Here is a 19,492-nt window from a genome sequence, read left to right as displayed (position 1 = left end):
AGGTCAGTCCGGTCGCCGTCCAAGCAGGCGGATCGCTACGGATGCGGTTGGAAGGTTTCGCGCCAGACAACCTCGATATGGAAGAGCCGACGCCAGCGCCTTGCGCTGACGCCTGATGACGGCCCGCGACCTCGGAGGTAAAGGCGCGGGTCGTTTTCATTCCGTCCACAAGGCGCGGCGAGCGCTTTTCAAAGGCGTTGCGCTGTTGCACTCTCCTTGCGTCGCAGTTGGATGCGCGAGGAGGGGTCATGCGCAAACTGGCCGTTTTGATTGCAAGCGCTTCGTTGATCGGCGCGGGGCAGGCCGCGGCCCAAAACACCTGGGCGGGGAATTCGGCGGCGGACTATGCCGACGAGCAGAACGCCTGCTACACGGACGCCTATCGCTTCTGCGGAGGCAATACGGTCTTCATTTTCGAGATGGAGAACTGCCTGAAAGAGCATTTGGGGCAGCTCTCCCGGCCGTGCCGCAAGCTGCTGTCGCCGACCGATTTCCGGAAATATTATCGGGAGGAGGCCCATCCTTTCGGCTTCCTCGACTGAGCGGCGGCGCAAAAATAGCGGCTCCCCGATATGCGTGGGAGCCGTCGCGCACGTCACGGAGAGTCGGGTTGCTCGGGGCCTTCCGCACGAGCGACGACGTTCATACGATCAGACGGCGAAGCGCTAAACCCTCAGAAATTACATAGCTTGGCCGCGGTCGCCCGAAGCGTCAGCGCGAGGGGACCGCATTTTTGCGATTGGGCGGCTCCGCCCAATCGCCGCGTGATCCGGGCCGGCCGATCCGGCTCAGTGGCTGAATCCGACAGTCCGAAGCGCGCCTTCGCACGCCTCCTCGCAGCGTCGACAAACCTGCGCGCAGACCTTGCAATGCTCATGGTGGGAGGCGTGCTTCTCGCATTCCTCCGCGCAGAGGCGGCAGGCGACGGCGCAGGACTCCAGCATCGATCTGATGACCTCTTCATTGGAGCCGGCGCGCCTCGACGCAATCGATCCGGTCGCAAAACACATATCCGCGCAGTCGAGGTTCAGGCGGATGCACTGCCTCAGCTCGGCGACGTCGCTCTCCACGATGCATGCGTCCGCGCAAGAAACGCAGGTCTGGCCGCAATCGTAGCATTCCTCGATGCAGCGTATGAGAGCGACATTGACCTGACCCTTTACGTCGGGATGCGTGCTGATGATCTCCTGAGCGTGCATGGGAACTCCTCCGGCAGGTTTCGAACCTTTGGAGAACACATATCAGCTTGTTTTGTTTCGACGGCCGTCTCCGGCGCCGGCCGCGGCCAAGGCGGGAAGCCCGGAAGACGCCGCGCCGCCGCTTCGCGGGGCGGCGGCCAAAGCTCGGCTTACTCCGCGCGCATCTTCTCGACCTCTTCGACGCGCGGCGAAAGGGCGTCGGCGCTCGCCGGCGCGGCAGGCGCCTTCTTTCGCTTCCGGCTTTCGTCGAGCCGCTGCAAAACGACGAAGAAGGCCGGCACGAAGACGACGGCGAGACAGGTGGACGAGAGCATGCCGGTCAGGACGCTGACGCCGAGCGACCGGCGCGCATTCGCTCCCGCGCCGGTCGCGATGGCGAGCGGCACGACGCCGAGAATGAAGGCGAAAGAGGTCATCAGAATGGGGCGGAAGCGGGCGCGCGCCGCGTCTATGGCGGACTCGACGATGGGTTTTCCGCCGAAAATTCGATGTTCGCGCGCGACTTCGACGATCAGAATGCCGTTCTTCGCCGAGAGCGCGATGAGCAGCATGAGTCCGATCTGCACATAGAGATTATTGTCGATCCCGAGGCTCGTGAGCGTGAGCATGGGCCCGATGAGCGCGAGCGGCACGGCGGCGATGACGGCGAGCGGAAGAATCCAGCTCTCGTACTGGCCCGCAAGCACGAGATAGACAAGCAGCACGGAGAGAGCGAAGCACCAATAGAGCAGGTCGCCGGTGATCTTCTCCTGGAAGGAAATCGCGCTCCACTGATAGGCGATGTCGTCCGGCAGCGTCTTTTTGGCGATCGACTCCATCTCCTCCATGGCTTGTCCGGAGCTGAAGCCGCGCGACGGCGAACCGACGATCGTCGCGGAGGGATAGAGATTGTAGAGCGTGATCAGCGACGGCGCGGCGGTCTCGGTGAGGCGCGCGAGCGTCCCGAGCGGAACCATGTCGCCGTCCCGGCTGCGGACATACATGCCGAGCAGATCGTCGGGCCGAAGGCGGTAGCGGGAATCGGCCTGGACATAGACTTGCAGCGGCAGCCCGTATTTGACGAATTGATTGACGTAGCTCGATCCCACATAGGCGGTCAGGGTGGCGAAGACGTCGCCGACCGATACGCGCAGGCTTTCGGCCTGAACGCGGTCGACCTCGACCGCGACATGCGGCGCCGACTCGCGAAAGGTCGTGAGCACGCGCTGGACAGCCGGGTTCGTTTTCGAGGCTCCCACGACGCCGTCGGCCCCCGCGGCAAGTTTGGGAAAGCTGAAGCTGCCGCCGAGGAGCTCGAGCTGCATCTGGAAGCCGCCGGCGTTGCCGATGCCCTGAATCGCGGGCGGAACGACCATGAAAGCCCGGCCGTCCGCGAGGGTCTCGACCTTCTTCTGCAAAGCCGTCACCAGCGAGACGATATCCTCGCCCTTCTTCTTTCCGCGCTCCTCCCAATCGTCGAAAATGACGTAATTCACGCCGGCATTGGCGAGCGTGGCGCTGTTGTCGAGGACGGAAATGCCGGCGATCGTCAGAACCTTCTTCACCCCCGGCGTCTCGAGCGCGCGCTTTCCGACCTCATGCAGCGCGTCGATCGTCCGCCCCAGCGCGGCGCCCTCGGGCAATTGCACCGCGGTCATGGCGAAGCCCTGATCCTCATTGGGGATGAAAGCGGTCGGCAAGCGGGCGACGCCGACAATCCCCACCAGCGAAGTGAGAAGCCCCACGACCACGACGAGGCCGCTGCGCGCGACGAGCCGCTCGATCAGCCGCGTATAGGCGCGTTCCAGCGGGTCATAGACCGCATTGAACAGTCGGTAGACGGCATGGCGCTCTTCCGGCGGCGTGGCGGGCCGCAGCCACAGGGCGCATTGAGTCGGCTTCAGCGTCATGGCGTTGACGGCGCTGATGAGCGCGGTCGCCGCGATGACGACCGCGAACTGGGCCAGCATTCGGCCCGTCAGGCCCGGGAGAAAGGCCGCCGGGAGGAACACGGCCATCAGAACGAGCGTAATGCCGATGACCGGCCCCGTCAGCTCCGACATGGCCTTGATCGCCGCGTCATGGCTGTTCATGCCGCGTTCCATGTCGGCGGACACGGCCTCGACGATGACGATGGCGTCGTCGACGACGATGCCGATCGCGAGCACGATTCCAAAGAGCGTGGAGAGATTGACGGTGTAGCCGAGCCCCGCCATGGCGGCGAAGGCGCCGATGATGGTGATGGGCACGGTTGTCGCCGGCACGAGGGTCGCGCGGAAATTCTGAAGGAAGAACAGGATGACGGCCAGAACGAGAAAACCGGCCTCGTAAAGCGTGTGATAGACCTCGTCGATCGACGCCTTGACGAAGATCGTCGTGTTGTAGGGAATGTCGTAAACGAGGTCCTGGGGGAAGCGGGCGGCGAGCTCGTCCATCTTCGCCTTCACCTCTTTGCCGACCTGCAGCGAATTCGCGTCCGGGGTCTGGTAGATGGCGATGAAGGCCGCCGGCTTCCCATCGACATAGGTCTGCTGGGAATAGTTCTGCGAGCCGAGCTCGATCCGCCCGACATCCTTCACCCGCACGAGCCGGCCGCCTTGCGCCGTCTGCGCCTTGACGATGATGTTCGCGAATTCATTGGGATCGTCCAGGCGCGACTGGATGTCGATCGTATATTGGAAATCCTGGGCGCTCGGCGCCGGCGGCATGCCGGTCTGGCCTACGGCGACAACCTGGCTCTGCTGCTGGACGGCCCGGATGACGTCCGCCGGCTGCAATCCGAAGGAATGGAGCTTCTCGGGATCCATCCAGATGCGCATGGCGTATTTGCCCGCGCCGAAGACATTGGCGTTCCCGACGCCGGGAAGGCGCGCGAGCTCGTTGACGAGATTGATGGTCGCGTAATTGCTGAGAAACAGCGCGTCATGCGTCCCGTGGGGCGAGACGAGCGTGATGATTTGCAGAATCGCGGTCGATTTCTTGTTGACCGTGACGCCTTGCGCCTGAACCGCGGTCGGCAGGGAGGCGAGCGCGTTCGACACCCTGTTCTGGACCAGCACCTGGGCCGTATCCGGGTCCATGCCGATCTTGAACGTCACCGTCAGCGTATAGGTCCCGTCGGCGGCGCTCGTCGACTGCATGTAGAGCATGCCGTCGACGCCATTGACCTGCAGCTCGATCGGCAGGGCGACCGTATCGATCACCGTCTGCGGGCTTGCGCCGGGATAGCGCGCGGTCACCTGCACGGTCGGCGGCACGATGTTGGGATATTGGGCGACCGGCAGATTGAAGAGCGCGACGCCGCCGATCACGACGAGGAGGATCGCGATGACATTCGCGAGGACAGGGCGCTCGATGAAGAATTTCGACATCATTGCGCGTCCTCGACGGCGCGCCCGGAGCGATCCAGCGATACGAGCCTGGGCGTGATCTTAGCGCCCGGATTCGCGCGCCACAGATCGGCGATCACGACGCGGTCGTCGGCGTTCAGCCCCGAAAGGATGACGCGCAGCTCGCCGTCCAGCTCGCCGAGCGTCACATAGCGCTTCTCAACGACGTCGCCGGGACCCGCCACCGTCAGGAAGCGCCCGCCCTGATCCGTTTGAACCGCGCGATTGGGCGCCAGCAGCGCATTGGGGATGACCTTGCCCGCGGGCAGGCGAATCCGGACGAAGAAACCCGGCAGAAGCTTGTGATCGGGATTCTGGAGAACGCCGCGCACCAGCAAGGTCCCGGTCTTCGGGTCGAAGGCCGGGGCGACATATTGAATATGGCCGTGATAGGGATAGTCCTGCCCGGCCTCGAGACCGACATCGACCGGATAGTCGTGGATTTCGGCCAGCGTCAGCAATCGGCCGAGCGCCTGCCGCACGCGCTGCACCTCCTGCTCGCTGAGATTGGCGACGACATAAATCGGATCGAGCTGGATGATCTCGGCGAGAATGGTCGGCTGGCCTGCGCCGCCGACCGTATTGCCCGGATCGATCTGGTGCTTGCCCATCTGGCCGTCGAAAGGCGCGCGCACCTGCGTGTATTCGACATTGAGCTTCGCGACCTCGACCTGCGCCTTTGCGGAGGCGAGTTCCGCCTCGGCCTTTTTCGCCTGAAAATTCCAGTTGTCGACGACGACCTGCGAGGCGGCGCCCTTGCGCCGCAGGTCCGAGAAGCGCTGGACCTCGATCCTCGCATAGGCGAGCGCCGCCTCCTGCGCGCGCACCTGCGCCTCGGCTTGGATGAGTTGGTTCTTGTACTGCTCCTGCTGGATCGTGAAGAGCAGGTCGCCTTTCTTGGCGATCTGGCCGTCCTGGAAATGTATCTTTTCGAGATAGCCCTCGACGCGCGCGATGAGGTTGACCGTCTTCGTCGGCGCGGCGTTGCCGGTGAGCTCGATATATTCGGTGACTTTCTGCTTGAGCGGCAAGGCCACGGGAATGGCGCGGCCCGCCGCGTCCGACGACTTGGCCGAGGATTTGGCCGAGGATTTGGCGGCGTCCTCGGCGGGCGATTTGTCGGCCGCCGCCGCAGGGGACGCTTCCTTGCCGCCGAGAAGCTTTCCGAGCCAGGGCTCCGCGGCGGCGGGAGGCGCGGCGCAAGCCGCCAGCAGGCAGGAAATGAACATTAATCCGCGCGTGGAGGACAGGGTCCTTGCCGAGATCAGTCCCTTCCACATGTCATGACGCCTTCCGCTCATGAAGGGCAGCGCTCCTCCGCCTTACCATTCCGGTAGTCTGATGCTTGAATCCACGTCCTGGGCGGACGGCAGGCCGGGAGTCTCCGGCTGAGGCTGATCCGGCGGGGGAAGCAGATTCCCCCAATTCGTCCGGTTGCGCATTTCCTGAGCGGTCGCGGCGTCGACGAAGGGCTTGCCCTCGCGAATCTGCCAGCCGCCGCCCAGCGCGCGATAGAGGGAGACGAGGCCGACCGAGATATTGCCGGTCGCCACCGCCAGATTGTTCTCGGCCTGATAAAGATTCTGCTCGGCGGTCAGCACGGTCGTGAAGTCGCGCGAGCCCTGCTGATATTCGATCGTCGCGATGTCGAGCGCGCCTTTCGCCTCCGACACGCTGCGGCGCAGATAGCCCGCTTCGACGGACGACAGGAGGAAGGTGGCGACCCCGTTCTCGACCTCCTCCTGCGCCTTCAGAACCTTGGTCTGATAGTCGATCAGAAGCTGCTGGAGCGCGGCGTCCTGCACCCGGACGTTATTGGTGATCTGCCCGTAATTCAGAAGGTTCCACTTGAAGGAAGGCCCGACGAAAAAGGCGCGGCCGATCGGGTGGAACATCTGCGCGAGATTGCGCGCGCCGACATTGCTCGCCTGTCCGCCGAAGGCGCCGCTGATGCTGATCGCCGGGTAGAGCTCCGCCTGCGCGACGCCGATCTGCGCGCTCTGCGCGGCGGCGCGAAGCTCGGCGGCCCGGATGTCCGGCCTGCGGCGGAGCAGATCCGCGGGAATGCCCACCGCGGCGCGTCCCGGCGCAAGCGGTATCTTCCCCGTTCCGCGCGCCAGCAGGAGGCCGAGCGGCTCGGGCGCCATGCCGAGCAGAACGCGCAGCGCGTTGAGGCCGTGCTTCAATTGTATCTCAAGCCGCGGGACGGACGCCTCGGTGGAGGCGAGGACGTTCTGGGCCTGATGAACGTCGAGAAGCGTCGACGCGCCGCCCCGGAAGCGGTCCCGCGCGATTCGCACGGCTTCGCGCTGCCGCGCGACATTGGCGCGGGCAATGGCGATCTGCCGCTCGAGCGTTCGAATCCCGATGTAAGTATTGGCGACGTCCGACAGCAGAGTGACGAGCACGTCGTCATAGGAGGCGATCGATTCGAGATAGGCCGCGTCCGCCGATTCGACGCCGCGCCGGAACTTGCCCCATAAGTCCAGTTCCCAGGAGGACTGCACGAGCCATCGGTCCGCCCAGAAATTTCCGAGAGACGCCGAATTGCCGCCTTGCGACGCGGGCGTGGCGTTGCTCGCGCGATTATAGGTGACGGCGGCCGACGCGGTCTGTTGCTGAGGGAAAAACTCGCCGACCGCGACGCCGAGCTCGGCCCGCGCCTGGAGAACCTTCGCGCCGGCGCTCAGAAGCGTGAGATTCTGGGAATAAGCGGCGTCAATCAGGCGGTCCAGAACGGGGTCGCGAAAGACCCGCCACCAGTCGCCGGGCGCCGCCTCCGAAGATCTGAGGCCCTTGTTCCGCCATTCGAGCCATTTGTCGGCCACGGGGGCGGCGGGCGCCGAGAAATCGGGACCGACCATGCATCCCGCCAGAGAGGCGGCAAGGACGCCGAGCAAACCCGCCACGGCGCCGCGCCGGCCGAGCCTCTTCGCCTCTCGAAGCGAGCCCCTGGCCGCATCGCGCAAACTGGAGTGTCGAGGCATGAGCGGTTGGGTCCAGGCGAGGACCCGATGGGCGGTCCCCTGCGGCAGGCGTAGCAAGCAAGCGGAAGCCTCGCAATCCGAATTAACGTTTTATCAAGAGGTATTATCGGCGGCGTTCGGAGGCCCTCATCGGGGTCCTTGGGAGCCGCAATCCGGGGCCAGGAACAGACCTTCCACCGTAAACCCGGAGCGCCGCTCCCGTGAGCGCGGGTCGATCCGGGTCGTCTTGGCTTGCGTCCGATACCAGTTGCGATAGTCGCCGGTGAAAAGCAGACTCGTCACCTCGCGTTCTTCGCCGCGTCGGCATTCGATGGTCACGATGATCTGTTCGTCGGCGCGCGAGACGGAAGGCTCCGCGCAATCGTCGTCCCGCGGGCCGACGATGCTGTCGCCCGACCCGATGCAGACGGCGCTCCTCCGCATGCCCAACTCGGGCGCAATGGTCGTGATGCGCCACAGGCCGGGCCGACGCGCCGGCAGCGACGGCGGCGCGGGGTCCGGCGCTGCGGCGGGATTCGCGGCGGCCTGAGCGCATGAGGCTCCGAAGGCGAGGATCGACAGCCTGGCGAGGCGGCGAAGTTCGTTCATGGTCTGCATCCGATTCAGCGGCGTCGTCTTGTTGCCGGCTAAGCGACGCCGCTCGCGGCGTAAAGGAGGAAAGCGCGCGATTTCCGATCTTTCCCGCGCGCCCGAGAATCTTTCCCGCGGACGCGGCCGGAGCCTTGTCCTAGGATCGCCCGACGCTCCTCTCAACGCCTTCCTCATGCAAGAGATCGACGATCACATCATCGCCCGCGCGCCGTCGCGGCTGCTCGCCGCCGGGACGATGGCGGCGCTGCTGGCCATGCTGCTGGCGAGCGCGAATGCGCGCGCGGCTGACGTCTCGCGCGGCCAATATCTCGTCGAGGCGGTGGCCGCTTGCGATAACTGCCACACGCCGCGCGGCGGCGAAGGCTATGACCTTTCCGCGCGTTTTTCCGGCGGCTCGCAAACATTCTCGGAAAAGACCTACAAGGTTCGCGGACCGAACATTTCGTCCGACAGAGAGGCCGGAACGGGCGCATGGAGCGATGACGAGCTGCGCGCCGCGATTGTCGACGGCGTCGGCCGCGACGGACGGCGACTCGCCCCGACCATGCCGTCGGCCTCCTACCGTCTGCTCACCAAGGCGGATCTGGCCGCCATCGTCGCCTTCCTGCGCGCCGCGCCGCCTGTATCCGGGACGGCCCGGCCGGTTCAAACGCGCGTGGGAGCGCCGCAGCCCCTCTTTGGCGCCGAACGGCCTCTCGACGAAGCGGACCTTTCCGACCGGCTCAAGAGAGGCCTTTACGTCGCGTCGCTGGCGCGCTGCGTCTCCTGTCATAGCGGCGACGCCGAAGACGCGCCGGCGCCGACGCGCCTCGGCGCGGGCGGCAAGACGTTTCGCACGCCCGACGGCGTCGTGATCGCGTCGAACATCGCGGGAGATCGGGAGAAGGGCGTCGGCGCCTGGTCCGACGACGAGCTGAAGCGCGCCGTCACGAAAGCCGTCGCGCGCGACGGACGCCCGCTCAAGGGGCCGATGGCGCATCTCTCGAAAGCGCATTTTTCGAAAATGTCGGCCGAGGATCTTGACGCGCTCGTCGCCTGGCTGCGCGCCTTGCCGCCATCGGAGTGACGCGGCGCGGCCGCGCAACCGCTTCCTCTATCCCCTCACGAAACCGCCTTTGAAAAGCGGGGCCGTCTTTCCACGCGCGGCGAAGAAGCGCGCGACGCGGTTGCGCCGAGCGGCGGGAAAAATCGAGGGAAATATGCCGATCATTCCCGAGCGACATTACCGATAAATCGTGGAGACACGTCGTCGCGCTTAAACTTATATGCCTGCGGATCGTGGCTCCGAGAAAGCGTCGAACGCGGCGGAGAAAAAGCGACCTTCAACGAACCAGGACGGCTCCAAGGAAATCAGGACCGTCGCATGCGAGGCGTCGTCGCCCTTCGAGAGGCCTGGAAAAAGGCGCTCCCGGCGATGTCGCAGGAGGACTCGTCGATGAGGAAATTGCTGACTTCGGTATCCTTGCTGTCTGTCTTGATCGCAACGCCATTCGCGGTCCTTTCGCCGGCGCGCGCGGAGGATCGGCTTGAGGCGCTCGCGAAGAGCGAGGACAATTGGGCGATGCAGGGCAAGAACTACAGCGCCAACCATTTCAGCGCGCTCACGCAGGTCAATGCGGACAACGTCAAGAATCTGAAGGTCGCCTGGTCGTTCTCGACGGGCCTGCTGAGCGGCCATGAAGGCGCGCCGATCGTCGTCGACGGCAAGATGTATGTTCACACCTCTTTTCCGAATAACACCTTCGCGCTCAGCCTCGACGATCCGACGCGCATTCTCTGGCAGCACAAGCCCAAGCAGAACGCCGCCGCGCGCGCCGTCGCCTGCTGCGACATCGTCAATCGCGGCCTCGCCTATTGGCCCGGCGACGGCAAGACTCCCGCGCTCGTCGTCAAGACGCTTCTCGACGGTCATGTCGTCGCGCTGAACGCGGAAACGGGCGCCGAATATTGGAAGATTGAAAACTCCGACTTCAAGGTCGGCTCGACGCTCACCGTCGCGCCGCATGTCTATAAGGACGTCGTTCTCATCGGCAGCTCGGGCGCCGAGCTCGGCGTGCGCGGCTATCTGACCGCCTATGACGTGCGCACTGGCGAGCAGAAGTGGCGCGCTTATGCGACGGGTCCGGATTCCGACGTTCTGATCGGCGACGACTTCAACAAGGCCAATCCGCATTACGGCCAGAAAGGCCTCGGCACGGCGACCTGGGAAGGCGACGCGTGGAAGATCGGCGGCGGCACCTCCTGGGGCTGGTTCGCCTTCGATCCGGGCACGAACCTCGTCTATTACGGCAGCGGCAATCCGGCGCCGTGGAATGAGACGATGCGTCCGGGCGACAACAAATGGACGATGACGATCTGGGGCCGCGACCTCGAAACCGGCCAGGCGAAGTTCGGCTATCAGAAGACGCCGCACGACGAGTGGGACTATGCCGGCATCAACTTCATGATGCTCAGCGAGCAGAAGGACAAGGACGGCAAGCCTCGCAAGCTGCTCACTCATCCCGACCGCAACGGCATCGTCTATACGCTCGACCGCACCGACGGCACGCTGGTCTCGGCCGACAAGATCGACGACACGGTGAACGTCTTCAAGAAGATCGATCTCAAGAGCGGTTTGCCGGTTCGCGATCCCGAATACGGCACGCGCATGGATCATCTCGCCAAGGACATTTGTCCGTCGGCGATGGGCTATCACAATCAGGGCCTCGACTCCTACGACCCGAACAAGGAGCTGTTCTTCCTCGGCGTTAACCATATCTGCATGGATTGGGAGCCCTTCATGCTGCCCTATCGCGCCGGTCAGTTCTTCGTCGGCGCCACGCTGAACATGTATCCGGGTCCGAAGGGCGACCGCCAGAAGGGCGAGGGCCTCGGCCAGATCAAGGCCTATAACGCCATTACCGGCCAATTCAAATGGGAGAAGATGGAGCGCTTCGCGGTCTGGGGCGGCGTCGCCGCGACCGCCGGCAATGTCGTCTTCTATGGCACGCTCGACGGCTTCATCAAAGCGCGGCACAGCGACACCGGCGAGCTGCTGTGGAAGTTCAAGTTGCCTTCCGGCGTCATCGGCCATCCGATCGTCTATCAGCACAAGGGCGTCGAATATCTGGCCATCCTGTATGGGGTCGGCGGCTGGCCGGGCGTCGGCCTCGTCTTCGACCTTCAGGATCCGACGGCCGGCCTCGGCGCCGTCGGCGCCTTCAAGCAGCTCGCCAACTATACGCAGATGGGCGGCGGCGTGATGGTGTTCTCCCTCAACGGCAAGGGTCCCTACGACGATCTGAGCCTCGGCGAATACAAGGCGAACTGATCGCGACGGCAAGGCTCCCTCGCCGTCCTCCCCGTCCGGAGGCGAGGGAGCCGGTTGCGCCCGTGCGCGGCGCGAGCGCTCTCCGCAAATAACCTGAGATGACAGATCCTATGTTGGCGAGACCGAGCATCAAATACACGATCGGCGCGGCGGCGCTCCATTTGCTGAGCTGCGGAGCCGCAAACGCGGCTTCCTTCGGCGCCTCCGTCGATCAACCCGCGGCGCCGATCGACGTCCCGTCGCCGGCCGATCCGGGCGCGCTGCGCGTTTGCGCGGCCAAGAACCAGCCGCCGCTTTCGCTCGAGGACGGCTCCGGTCTCGAGAACAAGATCGCCGTCGCGCTGGCGGAGGCGATGAAGCGCAAGGTTCAGTTCGTCTGGTCCGAGCGTCCGGCGATCTATCTCGTGCGCGATTATCTGGACAAGAAGCTCTGCGACGTCGTCATCGGCCTCGATACGGGCGATCCACGCGTCGCGACGTCGAAGCCTTATTATCGCACCGGCTATGTCTTTGTGAGCCGCGCCGATCGCAATCTCCGCGCGGCGTCCTGGAACGATCCCGAGATCAGGAAGCTCGGGCGCCTCGTCGTCGGCTTCGGCTCGCCCGGCGAGGTCCTGCTCAAGGATCTCGGGAAATATGAAGACGACATGGCTTATCTCTATTCGCTGGTGAATTTCAAATCCCCGCGAAACCAATATACGCAAATCGATCCGGCGCGCATGGTCGCGGAGGTCGCGAATGGGAGCGCCGAGCTCGCCGTCGGCTTCGCGCCCGACGTGGCGCGCTACGCGAAGGCGTCCTCGACCCCGCTGCGCGTGACGCTGATCGAGGACGACGCCGTCAAGAGCAATGGCGAGAAGGTCGCGCAGCGCTTCGATCAGTCCTTCGCGACGCGGCGCGACGACACGGCGCTCATCAACGAGATCAATGCGGCGCTGCCGCGCGCGAAGCCGCGGATCGACGAGATCCTGACGGCCGAGGGCGTTCCGCTGCTTCCGGTTTCCCAATAGCGACGCGCCGCGCGAGAGACGAACAGGAAAAGACATCGTGCCAAAATCTGGAAAAATCGCTTCTTCGCTGGTTCTTGGCCTGGGCGGCTTCGTCGCCCTCGCGGCGGCCGAGCAGACGCCTTCGATCGCCTTCCGCAATATGATCACGGGCGACGTGCTGAATTTCAACGACGCGCTGCCCGAAGGGCGCGACACTGCGGGCGTGAAGACGTTCCTCGAAACGGGCAGGAACCCCTACAATGAAGATGCGAGCTGTTTGAAGCAGGGCGAGCAGACCTTCCTTTCCGCCTGCTCCGGCTGCCACGGCCATATCGCCGAAGGCAAGATCGGTCCCGGCCTCAACGATGCCTATTGGACCTATCCGCAGAACGAGACCGATGAAGGGCTGTTCTCGACCATCTATGGCGGCGCGCAGGCGTCGATGGGGCCCCAATACCAGAACCTCACGCTCGACGAGATGCTGAAGGTCATGGCTTGGATTCGCCATCTCTTCAAGGAAGCGCCCGAAAAGGCGACGTGGCTCACCGCCGAGCAGCAGAAGAAATTCCGGCCCTACGCGGGTCACGAGACCTTTCCGGACGATCCGCCCGGCATGTGCAAGGGCAAGGAAAAATGAGCCTTCGCCGCTTGAAGACGGCGGCGTGAACAAGGAGGCCTCGCGGCCTCGAACAAATGGAGGAAGCTGAAGGATGCGCGTAATCCATCTGGCCGCGGCGCTCGCCGCGGGACTTCTGATCGGCGGCGCGGCGACGAGCGCCATGGCCTATGACGGAACGAAGTGCAAGGCGCCGGGCAATTGCTGGGAGCCGAAGCCCGGCTTCCCGGAAAAGGTCGAAGGCTCGAAATACGACCCCAAGCACGACCCCAAGGAGATCGCCAAGCAGCAGGCGTCGATCCAGGGCATGGAGGAGCGCAACCGCAAGCGCGTCGAGTATTTCAAGAAGTCCGGCAAGTGGGAATATGACGTGAGCAAGATTCCCGCTCAATGACGAGTTTCATCGCGTCGCGATGACAATGGCGGCCACGATCTGGAGCCCGGCGTTATTCGACAACAACGCGTCCGGCTCCGTTCCCGAGATCGTGGCCGCTCATCCTTCTGGCAGATCGCTTCGCAGGTCACCTTGAAAGAGTCGTCAACCGCCCGACAGCTCGAAGACTGGCGCGCGCGCGCCCTTGCCTTCGAGCGGGAAATCGAGAAGGCCGTCGTCGGCCAGCCGCGCGCGATCCGCCTCGTGACGATCTGCCTTTTTGCGCGCGGCCATGTTCTGATCGAAGGGGATGTCGGCGTCGGCAAGACGACGCTGCTGCGTTCGGTCGCCCGCGCGCTCGGCGGCGATTTCGCCCGCTTCGAGGGCACGGTCGACATGATGCCGAGCGACATGCTCTATCATACCTATCTCGCGGATGACGGCCGCCCGCGCGTCGAGGCCTCCGAGCTCATCCGCAAGGCCGACACGCTCTCCGTCTTCTTCTTCAACGAGATCAACCGCGCGCGTCCGCAGGTGCATTCCCTGCTACTGCGCCTGATGGCGGAGCGCAGCGCTCAAGCGTTCAACCGCGTCCACGATTTCCCGCATCTGCAGGTTTTCGCCGACCGCAACATGGTGGAGCGCGAGGAGACGTTCGAGCTGCCGGCGGCGGCGCGCGACCGCTTCCTGATGGAGATCCCCATGGCGGCGCCGAAGGACGAGGAAACGCGGCGCCGGCTCATCTTCGATCCCGCCTTCCAGGACGTCGAGGCGCTTCTCGAACGCGTCGCGCCTGGCGCGTTCGATTACCGCAAGGTCGCGGGCGTCGCCCGCGCCATTCAGGACGAGGTGAGGTCGAGCCCCGCGATCGAGGCTTATGTGCTCGCCTTGTGGCGCGGCCTGACCGATCCCGTTTCCGCCGGCGTTTCCTTGCCCGATATGGACGCCGCGACGCTCGTGAAGGGAGGGGCGAGTCCGCGCGGGCTGGCCGGGCTGGTGCGCGCGGCGCGGGTGCGCGCCTGGCTCGAAGGGCGCGACCATCTCATCCCGGACGATGTCCGGGACGTGTTCCTCGAAATCATGGTCCACCGCATCTTCGTCGATCCGATTCACGCGCTGAGCGGCGACGAGGCGGCGACGCGGTTTTGCCGCGCCGTCTTCGAGAAGACGCCCGCGCCATGACGGAGGCCTTCGAGCTCCTCTACCGCCCGCGCGGGAAATTCGCCACGAAATATGCCGGCGCGCATGCGTCGAGCGAGGTTGGCGGCTTCGGCGTGTTTCGAGACCAGGTTCCGTTCCTGAGGCGGCCTGACGCGCGGCGGATCGATCTGCGCGCGACGCTGCGCGATCCCTTCGGCGAAACCTATGTCCGGCGTTTCGAGCAGCGCAGCGCGATCGATGTTTACGCGCTGGTCGATCTCTCCGCTTCGATGACGTTCATCGGCGCCGTCGACCGATTCGCCGTCGCCTGCGATCTTTGCGAAGCGCTCGCCATCGCCGCGACCCGGATCGGCGATCGTTTCGGCCTGATCGGCTGCGGGCGCGAATTGCGTCGGGAGACGACCTTCGCGCCGATGCGCGCGGCCCGCGCCGCGCGCGCCGCCGTTGAGAAAATCCGTCACGCGCCTTGCGACGATCGCGGCGCCGACGCCTTCGTCGAGGCGGCGCCGCTGCTCGGCGCGTCGCGAAAGCTCGCTTTTCTGATATCCGACTTCAGATGGCCCGAGGCGATTATCGATCGCGTCCTGAGCGTCCTTGCGCGCCATGACGTCGTTCCGCTCGTTCTCGTCGACAGCGTCGAAGCGTCGCCCCCCGAATGGGGGCTGCTCGCCTTGCAAGACGCGGAGACGGGACAGCGAAAGACGCTGGCGATGCGGCCTGGCCTGCAACGCAACTGGATCGAGCTGGAGCGGGCGCGCCGCCAGAGGCTCGCCCGCCTCGCCGCCGGCCGGGCGCGCAATCCCATTTTCCTGACGGACGGTTTCGATCATGTCGGACTGAGCCGTCGACTGTCGGCCGCGTGAGGCGCGCGATGCGGCTTGCGGCTCTCGCCCTTTTGCTCCTCGCGGCGCCTCCCGCCGGCGCCGAAGCCGTTTCCGTGAACGTGCGTCCGGCGCGCGCATTCGGCTTTTTCGTCGGCGATCTCATCGCCGCGCGCGTCGATGTGTCGGCGCCTGCCGAAGCGACGCTGTCGGCGGCCTCTCTGCCGCGCCCCGGCGCGCTCTCGACCGCGCTGGAATTGAGGAAGGCGGCGCTGAGCGAGGAACGCGACGGCGCGCGTAAAATCTGGCGGCTCGATCTCGTCTATCAGAATTTCTACGTGGCGCTCGACGCGCGAACCATCGACATCCCCGGCTTCGAACTGAAAGTGGACACGGCCGCCGGCGCCGAGACCGTGAAAGTTCCGGCATGGCGGGCCGGCGTGGCGCCGCTGCGCGAGATCGCGCCGGATCGCGAGACGCGCGCCGGCGATTATCTGCGTCCCGACGGGCCCGCCGCCTTCGTCGACGAGGCGGTTCCCCGCGGCGTCTCCCTCGCGCTCGCCGCGACCTTGGCGTTCTCGATCCTCGCTTTGGCGCGGGACCGGGCTTGGCCGCCATTTCATCGGCGCCCCGCGCGCGTCTTTTCCGCCCTGTCGCGCCGCCTGGCCGCAATATCGCGGAGCGGAGCGGGCGAGGAGTGCTTCGCACGCGCGCTGCGGGAGGCGCATCGCGCCATCGACGCGAAGAACGGCGCATGCGTTCTTGCGTCCGATCTCCCCGATTTTTTCGACAAGCGGCCCGAATTCGCGCCGCTGCGCGCCGAATTCGAACGCTTCTTCGCGGCGTCCGCTCGGCTCTTTTTCGGCGACGGCGCCGGGACCGGATTCGGCTGGCCGGATCTCCTGCGTTTCGTCGCGGCGCTTGCGGCAAGGGAGCGTCGCGTATGACGCTTCCGCATGTCGATCGGGATTGGGCGCTCGTTCTGGCGCCGCTGGCTTTGCTTCCCTTCCTGCTGCCGGCGCTGCGCGCCTCGCGCGTCTCCTCCCTTCTCGCGGCGCCCGACGATCCCATCTCGACGGTCTTCTCATTCGCGCTGAAGGTCCTGGGCGCCGTCGCTATCGGCGCGAGCTTTCTCGGCGCCGCGGGGCCGTTTCTTTCCGGCGGCGTGACGGAGCGCCTGGCCGAGGGCGCGCAGATCGTGATGCTGATCGACCGCAGCGGCAGCATGAACGAAACCTTCGCGGGCAGGAGTCCGACGGGCGCCGAGGAATCGAAGGCCGCGGCGGCGAAACGGATTTTGCGCCGCTTCGTCGATGCGCGGCGTCATGATCTCGTCGGCGTCGCGGCCTTCTCCACATCGCCGATGATGGTGACGCCGCTTACCGATCGCCTCGAGGCGACGAAGGCGGCGATCGACGCCATCGACCGGCCGGGGCTCGATTACACCAATATTGCGCGCGGTCTCGCCATGGCGCTGTCCATGTTCCGAGCGAGCGAGGCCGATCGCTCGCGCGCCCTTTTGATGATTTCGGACGGCGCCGGCGTCATCGATCCGAAAATCCGCGACGATCTTTCCGCGGAGTTCAAGAAGGCGAATGTCAGCCTCTATTGGCTGTTTCTGCGCACGGAAGGCAGCCCCGGCATTTACGATCCGCCCGAACCGGGAGAGACCGAGCCGTCGCAGGCCGCGCCCGAGCGTCGTCTCGATCTGTATTTCAAATCGCTTGGCGTCCCTTATCGCGCTTTCGAGGCGGAAGGGCCGGCGGCGACGGAAGAGGCCTTGCGCCAGATCGATCGTCTCGAACGGCGTCCGCTGCGCTATGTCGAAGAGCTTCCGCGCCGCGATTTCGGCGCGGCCTTTTTTGCCGTCGCGCTCGTCGCCGTCGCGCTGCTTCTCGCCGCGCGGCTGTGCGAAGCGCGTCTGTCGCCGGGGGCGTCCCGGCCATGAACGACGGGCGGCTCCTCGCATTATGGCGCGCGTCGCGGTCGCCGCTGCTGGCCGCGCTGACGTCGGCGCTCGCCGCCGCCACGCTCGCCGCCGCTCTTTCCTGGCGCGACGCCCTGGAGGCCAACGGCGCAATCGCCGCCTTGCGCGACGGTCACGACATCGCGCCCGACCTCGCCTCGCGTCCAGAGCTCCTGCTCGCCCGCATCGCCTTTCTGACCGCGCGGGGCGAGCTCGATCGCGCGCGCGCGCTGCTGGAAGCGCTCGATCGACGGGAAGAAGCGGGGCTGCGCGCGCGCGGCCATTACCTTCTGGGCAATGCGCTGATGCGGGAAGCCTTCGCCCATATCGAAGGCTCGGAATTCGACGCGGCCAATCCTTTCGTCACGCTGGCGAAGCGCGAATATCGCATTGCGCTCCGGCTGACGCCCGACGACTGGGATGCGAAATATAATCTTGACGTCGCTGCTAGGCTGCGTCGCGATTTCCCCGACGACGCGCGCAAAGGCGACGACGAACTCGTCGCCGATCCCAAGAAGCTCTGGACCGACATTCCCGGCAAGCCGAAAGGGCTCCCGTGATGCGCCTCCGGCTCGATTTGCGGCTTCTCTCTCTCGCCCTCGCCGCGTCCCTTCTCGTCGCGACTTTCGTCGCGCCGCGCGCGACGATCGAGCGCGACGGCTTCGAGTTTCTTGCAATCGTCGACATTACGGGCAGCATGAATGTGCGCGACGAAGGCGCGCCCCTGCGACCGATGAGCCGTCTCGACGCGGTGAAGACGGCGTTGCGGGAGATGATCGCGGACCTGCCTTGTCCTTCGCGCGTGGGGCTCGGCGTCTTCACGGAACGACGGCCGTTCCTGCTGTTCGAACCTTTCGACGCCTGCGCCAATTTCCCCGCGCTGGCGGCCTCGATCGAGGCGCTCGACTGGCGCATGGCCTGGGAGGGCGACAGCCGCATATCGGCGGGGCTTTTTCGCGCGATCGAGATGGCGCGCGATCTCGGCGCCGATCTCCTCTTCTTCTCCGACGGCCACGAGGCCCCGCCGCCGCCCGCCGCCGGAGGGCCGGCCTTCGAGGGCAAGCCAAGCGAGGTTCGCGGCCTGATCGTCGGCGTCGGCGGCCAGGCATTAGCGCCGATACCGAAATTCGACGACAAAGGCCGAGAGAGCGGCTTTGTCGGCGTCGACGAGGTTCCGCATGAAAACCGCTTCGGCCCGCCGCCCGAGGGCGCCGAGCGGCGTGAGGGCTATAATCCGCGCAACGCGCCTTTCGGCGCGGCGGCGGCGGTCGGCGTCGAGCATCTCTCTTCCGTGAAGGAAGCGCATCTGCGCGCGCTCGCGGAAAAGACCGGCCTGGCTTATGCGCCGCTCGGAGACGCGCGCCGCCTGCGGGCCTCCTATGCCGACGTCGCGACGAAGCGGCCCCGCGCCGCCGAGCTCGATTTGCGCCCCTTTCTCGGCGCCGCCGCCGGCTTCTGCCTCGTCATGGCCTATGCCGGCGCGCCGCTCGCGGAACGCCGCATGCGCGCGCGACATGCTTCCAATCCAAAACGAAGGAGACAATCGTGAGAGCCAAATGGGCGACGATCGCCGTTTTTCTCGCCGCGCCCGCGCTGGCGCATGGTCCGACGCCGATCAAGGTCGATGAGTCGATCACGATCGCGGCCGAACCGAAAGCCGTCTGGGCGATCGCGGGCAAGTTCGACGGACTTGCGAATTGGCATCCGGGCGTTCAGTCGGTAAAGGCGACGGGCGGCGACAAGGCGGGGGCCGAGCGCGAGATCACGCTGAAGAAGGGCGGCGCGCTGAAAGAGAGCCTCGACGAATATGATCCGGCCGTCTTCAAATATTCCTATCGCATGTCGGATCCCAATCTCGACGCGCTGCCGGCAAGCTCCTATTCCGTCACTTTCGCCATCGCGCCCGCGAATGGCGGCAGCGAGGTGAAATGGTACGGGCGCCTCTATCGCGGCGATACGGGCAACGAGCCGCCGGAAAATCTCAACGACGACGCCGCGCGTTCGGCCATGTCCGAGTTCTTGCGCTCGGGCCTCGAAAACCTGAAGAAGAAGGTCGAGGCCAAATAGGCGTTTCCGTCGAACCGCCGTCTCTCCGCCGTCTACGGCGGAGA

At 65.5% G+C, this 19,492-nt stretch carries 18 protein-coding genes; 13 read left to right on the top strand and 5 right to left on the bottom strand.

Annotated elements, in window-relative coordinates; all coding sequences use genetic code 11:
- Nucleotides 1-248 precede the first annotated feature (248 nt).
- A complete protein-coding gene (locus ACV7JP_RS18760; protein ID WP_457797160.1) occupies nt 249-542 on the top strand; it encodes a hypothetical protein in 294 nt (97 codons plus the stop codon).
- 246 nt (nt 543-788) lie between these two features.
- On the opposite strand, the gene ACV7JP_RS18755 is transcribed toward ACV7JP_RS18760, so the two are convergent.
- From ACV7JP_RS18755 to ACV7JP_RS18735, 5 genes are all read right to left on the bottom strand, one after another.
- Complete coding sequence (locus tag ACV7JP_RS18755; protein WP_457797159.1) at nt 789-1,199, bottom strand: four-helix bundle copper-binding protein; 411 nt, start codon at nt 1,197-1,199, stop codon at nt 789-791.
- A gap of 149 nt (nt 1,200-1,348) precedes the next feature.
- Nucleotides 1,349-4,552: an efflux RND transporter permease subunit gene (locus tag ACV7JP_RS18750; protein ID WP_457797158.1), complete on the bottom strand. Its 3,204-nt coding sequence runs from the start codon at nt 4,550-4,552 to the stop codon at nt 1,349-1,351.
- Nucleotides 4,549-5,868: an efflux RND transporter periplasmic adaptor subunit gene (locus ACV7JP_RS18745; protein WP_457797157.1), complete on the bottom strand. Its 1,320-nt coding sequence runs from the start codon at nt 5,866-5,868 to the stop codon at nt 4,549-4,551. Before ACV7JP_RS18745 ends, ACV7JP_RS18750 begins: the two co-directional genes overlap by 4 nt.
- A 21-nt stretch (nt 5,869-5,889) precedes the next feature.
- Nucleotides 5,890-7,476 carry an efflux transporter outer membrane subunit gene (locus tag ACV7JP_RS18740; RefSeq protein ID WP_457797156.1) on the bottom strand — a complete coding sequence of 529 codons (1,587 nt, stop codon included), beginning with the start codon at nt 7,474-7,476 and terminating at the stop codon, nt 5,890-5,892.
- A 204-nt stretch (nt 7,477-7,680) separates the two neighbouring features.
- Nucleotides 7,681-8,142 carry a DUF3617 domain-containing protein gene (locus ACV7JP_RS18735; protein ID WP_457797155.1) on the bottom strand — a complete coding sequence of 154 codons (462 nt, stop codon included), beginning with the start codon at nt 8,140-8,142 and terminating at the stop codon, nt 7,681-7,683.
- 175 nt (nt 8,143-8,317) lie between these two features.
- On the opposite strand from ACV7JP_RS18735, the gene ACV7JP_RS18730 reads away from it, so the two are divergent.
- The 12 genes from ACV7JP_RS18730 to ACV7JP_RS18675 all read left to right on the top strand — a co-directional run bounded on the left by ACV7JP_RS18730 (nt 8,318) and on the right by ACV7JP_RS18675 (nt 19,448).
- Entirely contained in the window at nt 8,318-9,211 is an 894-nt protein-coding gene (locus ACV7JP_RS18730) for a c-type cytochrome (protein WP_457797154.1), read from the top strand.
- 369 nt (nt 9,212-9,580) lie between these two features.
- Entirely contained in the window at nt 9,581-11,455 is a 1,875-nt protein-coding gene (locus ACV7JP_RS18725) for a methanol/ethanol family PQQ-dependent dehydrogenase (RefSeq protein ID WP_457797153.1), read from the top strand.
- Nucleotides 11,456-11,565: 110 nt separating this feature from the next.
- A complete protein-coding gene (moxJ, locus tag ACV7JP_RS18720) occupies nt 11,566-12,465 on the top strand; it encodes a methanol oxidation system protein MoxJ (protein ID WP_457797152.1) in 900 nt (299 codons plus the stop codon).
- Between the two features lie 37 nt (nt 12,466-12,502).
- Entirely contained in the window at nt 12,503-13,081 is a 579-nt protein-coding gene (moxG, locus tag ACV7JP_RS18715; RefSeq protein ID WP_457797151.1) for a cytochrome c(L), periplasmic, read from the top strand.
- A 73-nt stretch (nt 13,082-13,154) separates the two neighbouring features.
- Nucleotides 13,155-13,454 (top strand): methanol dehydrogenase [cytochrome c] subunit, encoded by a 300-nt coding sequence (locus tag ACV7JP_RS18710; RefSeq protein WP_457797150.1) that lies wholly within the window; start codon nt 13,155-13,157, stop codon nt 13,452-13,454.
- A gap of 132 nt (nt 13,455-13,586) precedes the next feature.
- Nucleotides 13,587-14,615, top strand: coding sequence for an AAA family ATPase (locus ACV7JP_RS18705; protein WP_457797149.1), 1,029 nt, complete (start codon nt 13,587-13,589; stop codon nt 14,613-14,615).
- Nucleotides 14,612-15,457, top strand: coding sequence for a DUF58 domain-containing protein (locus ACV7JP_RS18700; protein ID WP_457797148.1), 846 nt, complete (start codon nt 14,612-14,614; stop codon nt 15,455-15,457). Before ACV7JP_RS18705 ends, ACV7JP_RS18700 begins: the two co-directional genes overlap by 4 nt.
- 8 nt (nt 15,458-15,465) lie before the next feature.
- A complete protein-coding gene (locus tag ACV7JP_RS18695; protein WP_457797147.1) occupies nt 15,466-16,362 on the top strand; it encodes a nonribosomal peptide synthetase MxaA in 897 nt (298 codons plus the stop codon).
- A complete protein-coding gene (locus ACV7JP_RS18690) occupies nt 16,359-17,363 on the top strand; it encodes a vWA domain-containing protein (protein WP_457797146.1) in 1,005 nt (334 codons plus the stop codon). The genes ACV7JP_RS18695 and ACV7JP_RS18690 overlap by 4 nt, the downstream gene beginning before the upstream one ends.
- Nucleotides 17,360-17,941, top strand: a complete 582-nt coding sequence (locus tag ACV7JP_RS18685; RefSeq protein ID WP_457797145.1) for an MxaK protein — start codon at nt 17,360-17,362, stop codon at nt 17,939-17,941. Before ACV7JP_RS18690 ends, ACV7JP_RS18685 begins: the two co-directional genes overlap by 4 nt.
- Nucleotides 17,941-18,930, top strand: coding sequence for a VWA domain-containing protein (locus ACV7JP_RS18680; protein ID WP_457799119.1), 990 nt, complete (start codon nt 17,941-17,943; stop codon nt 18,928-18,930). The genes ACV7JP_RS18685 and ACV7JP_RS18680 overlap by 1 nt, the downstream gene beginning before the upstream one ends.
- The gene (locus ACV7JP_RS18675; protein WP_457797144.1) at nt 18,927-19,448 is read left to right on the top strand and encodes an SRPBCC family protein; all 522 of its coding nucleotides are present in this window, start codon (nt 18,927-18,929) and stop codon (nt 19,446-19,448) included. Before ACV7JP_RS18680 ends, ACV7JP_RS18675 begins: the two co-directional genes overlap by 4 nt.
- Nucleotides 19,449-19,492: the final 44 nt, after the last annotated feature.

Source organism: Methylocystis sp. S23 (assembly GCF_054106005.1).
The sequence above is the reverse complement of the archived record's forward strand: the minus strand, read 5'-3'. Positions and strand labels throughout refer to the sequence as shown.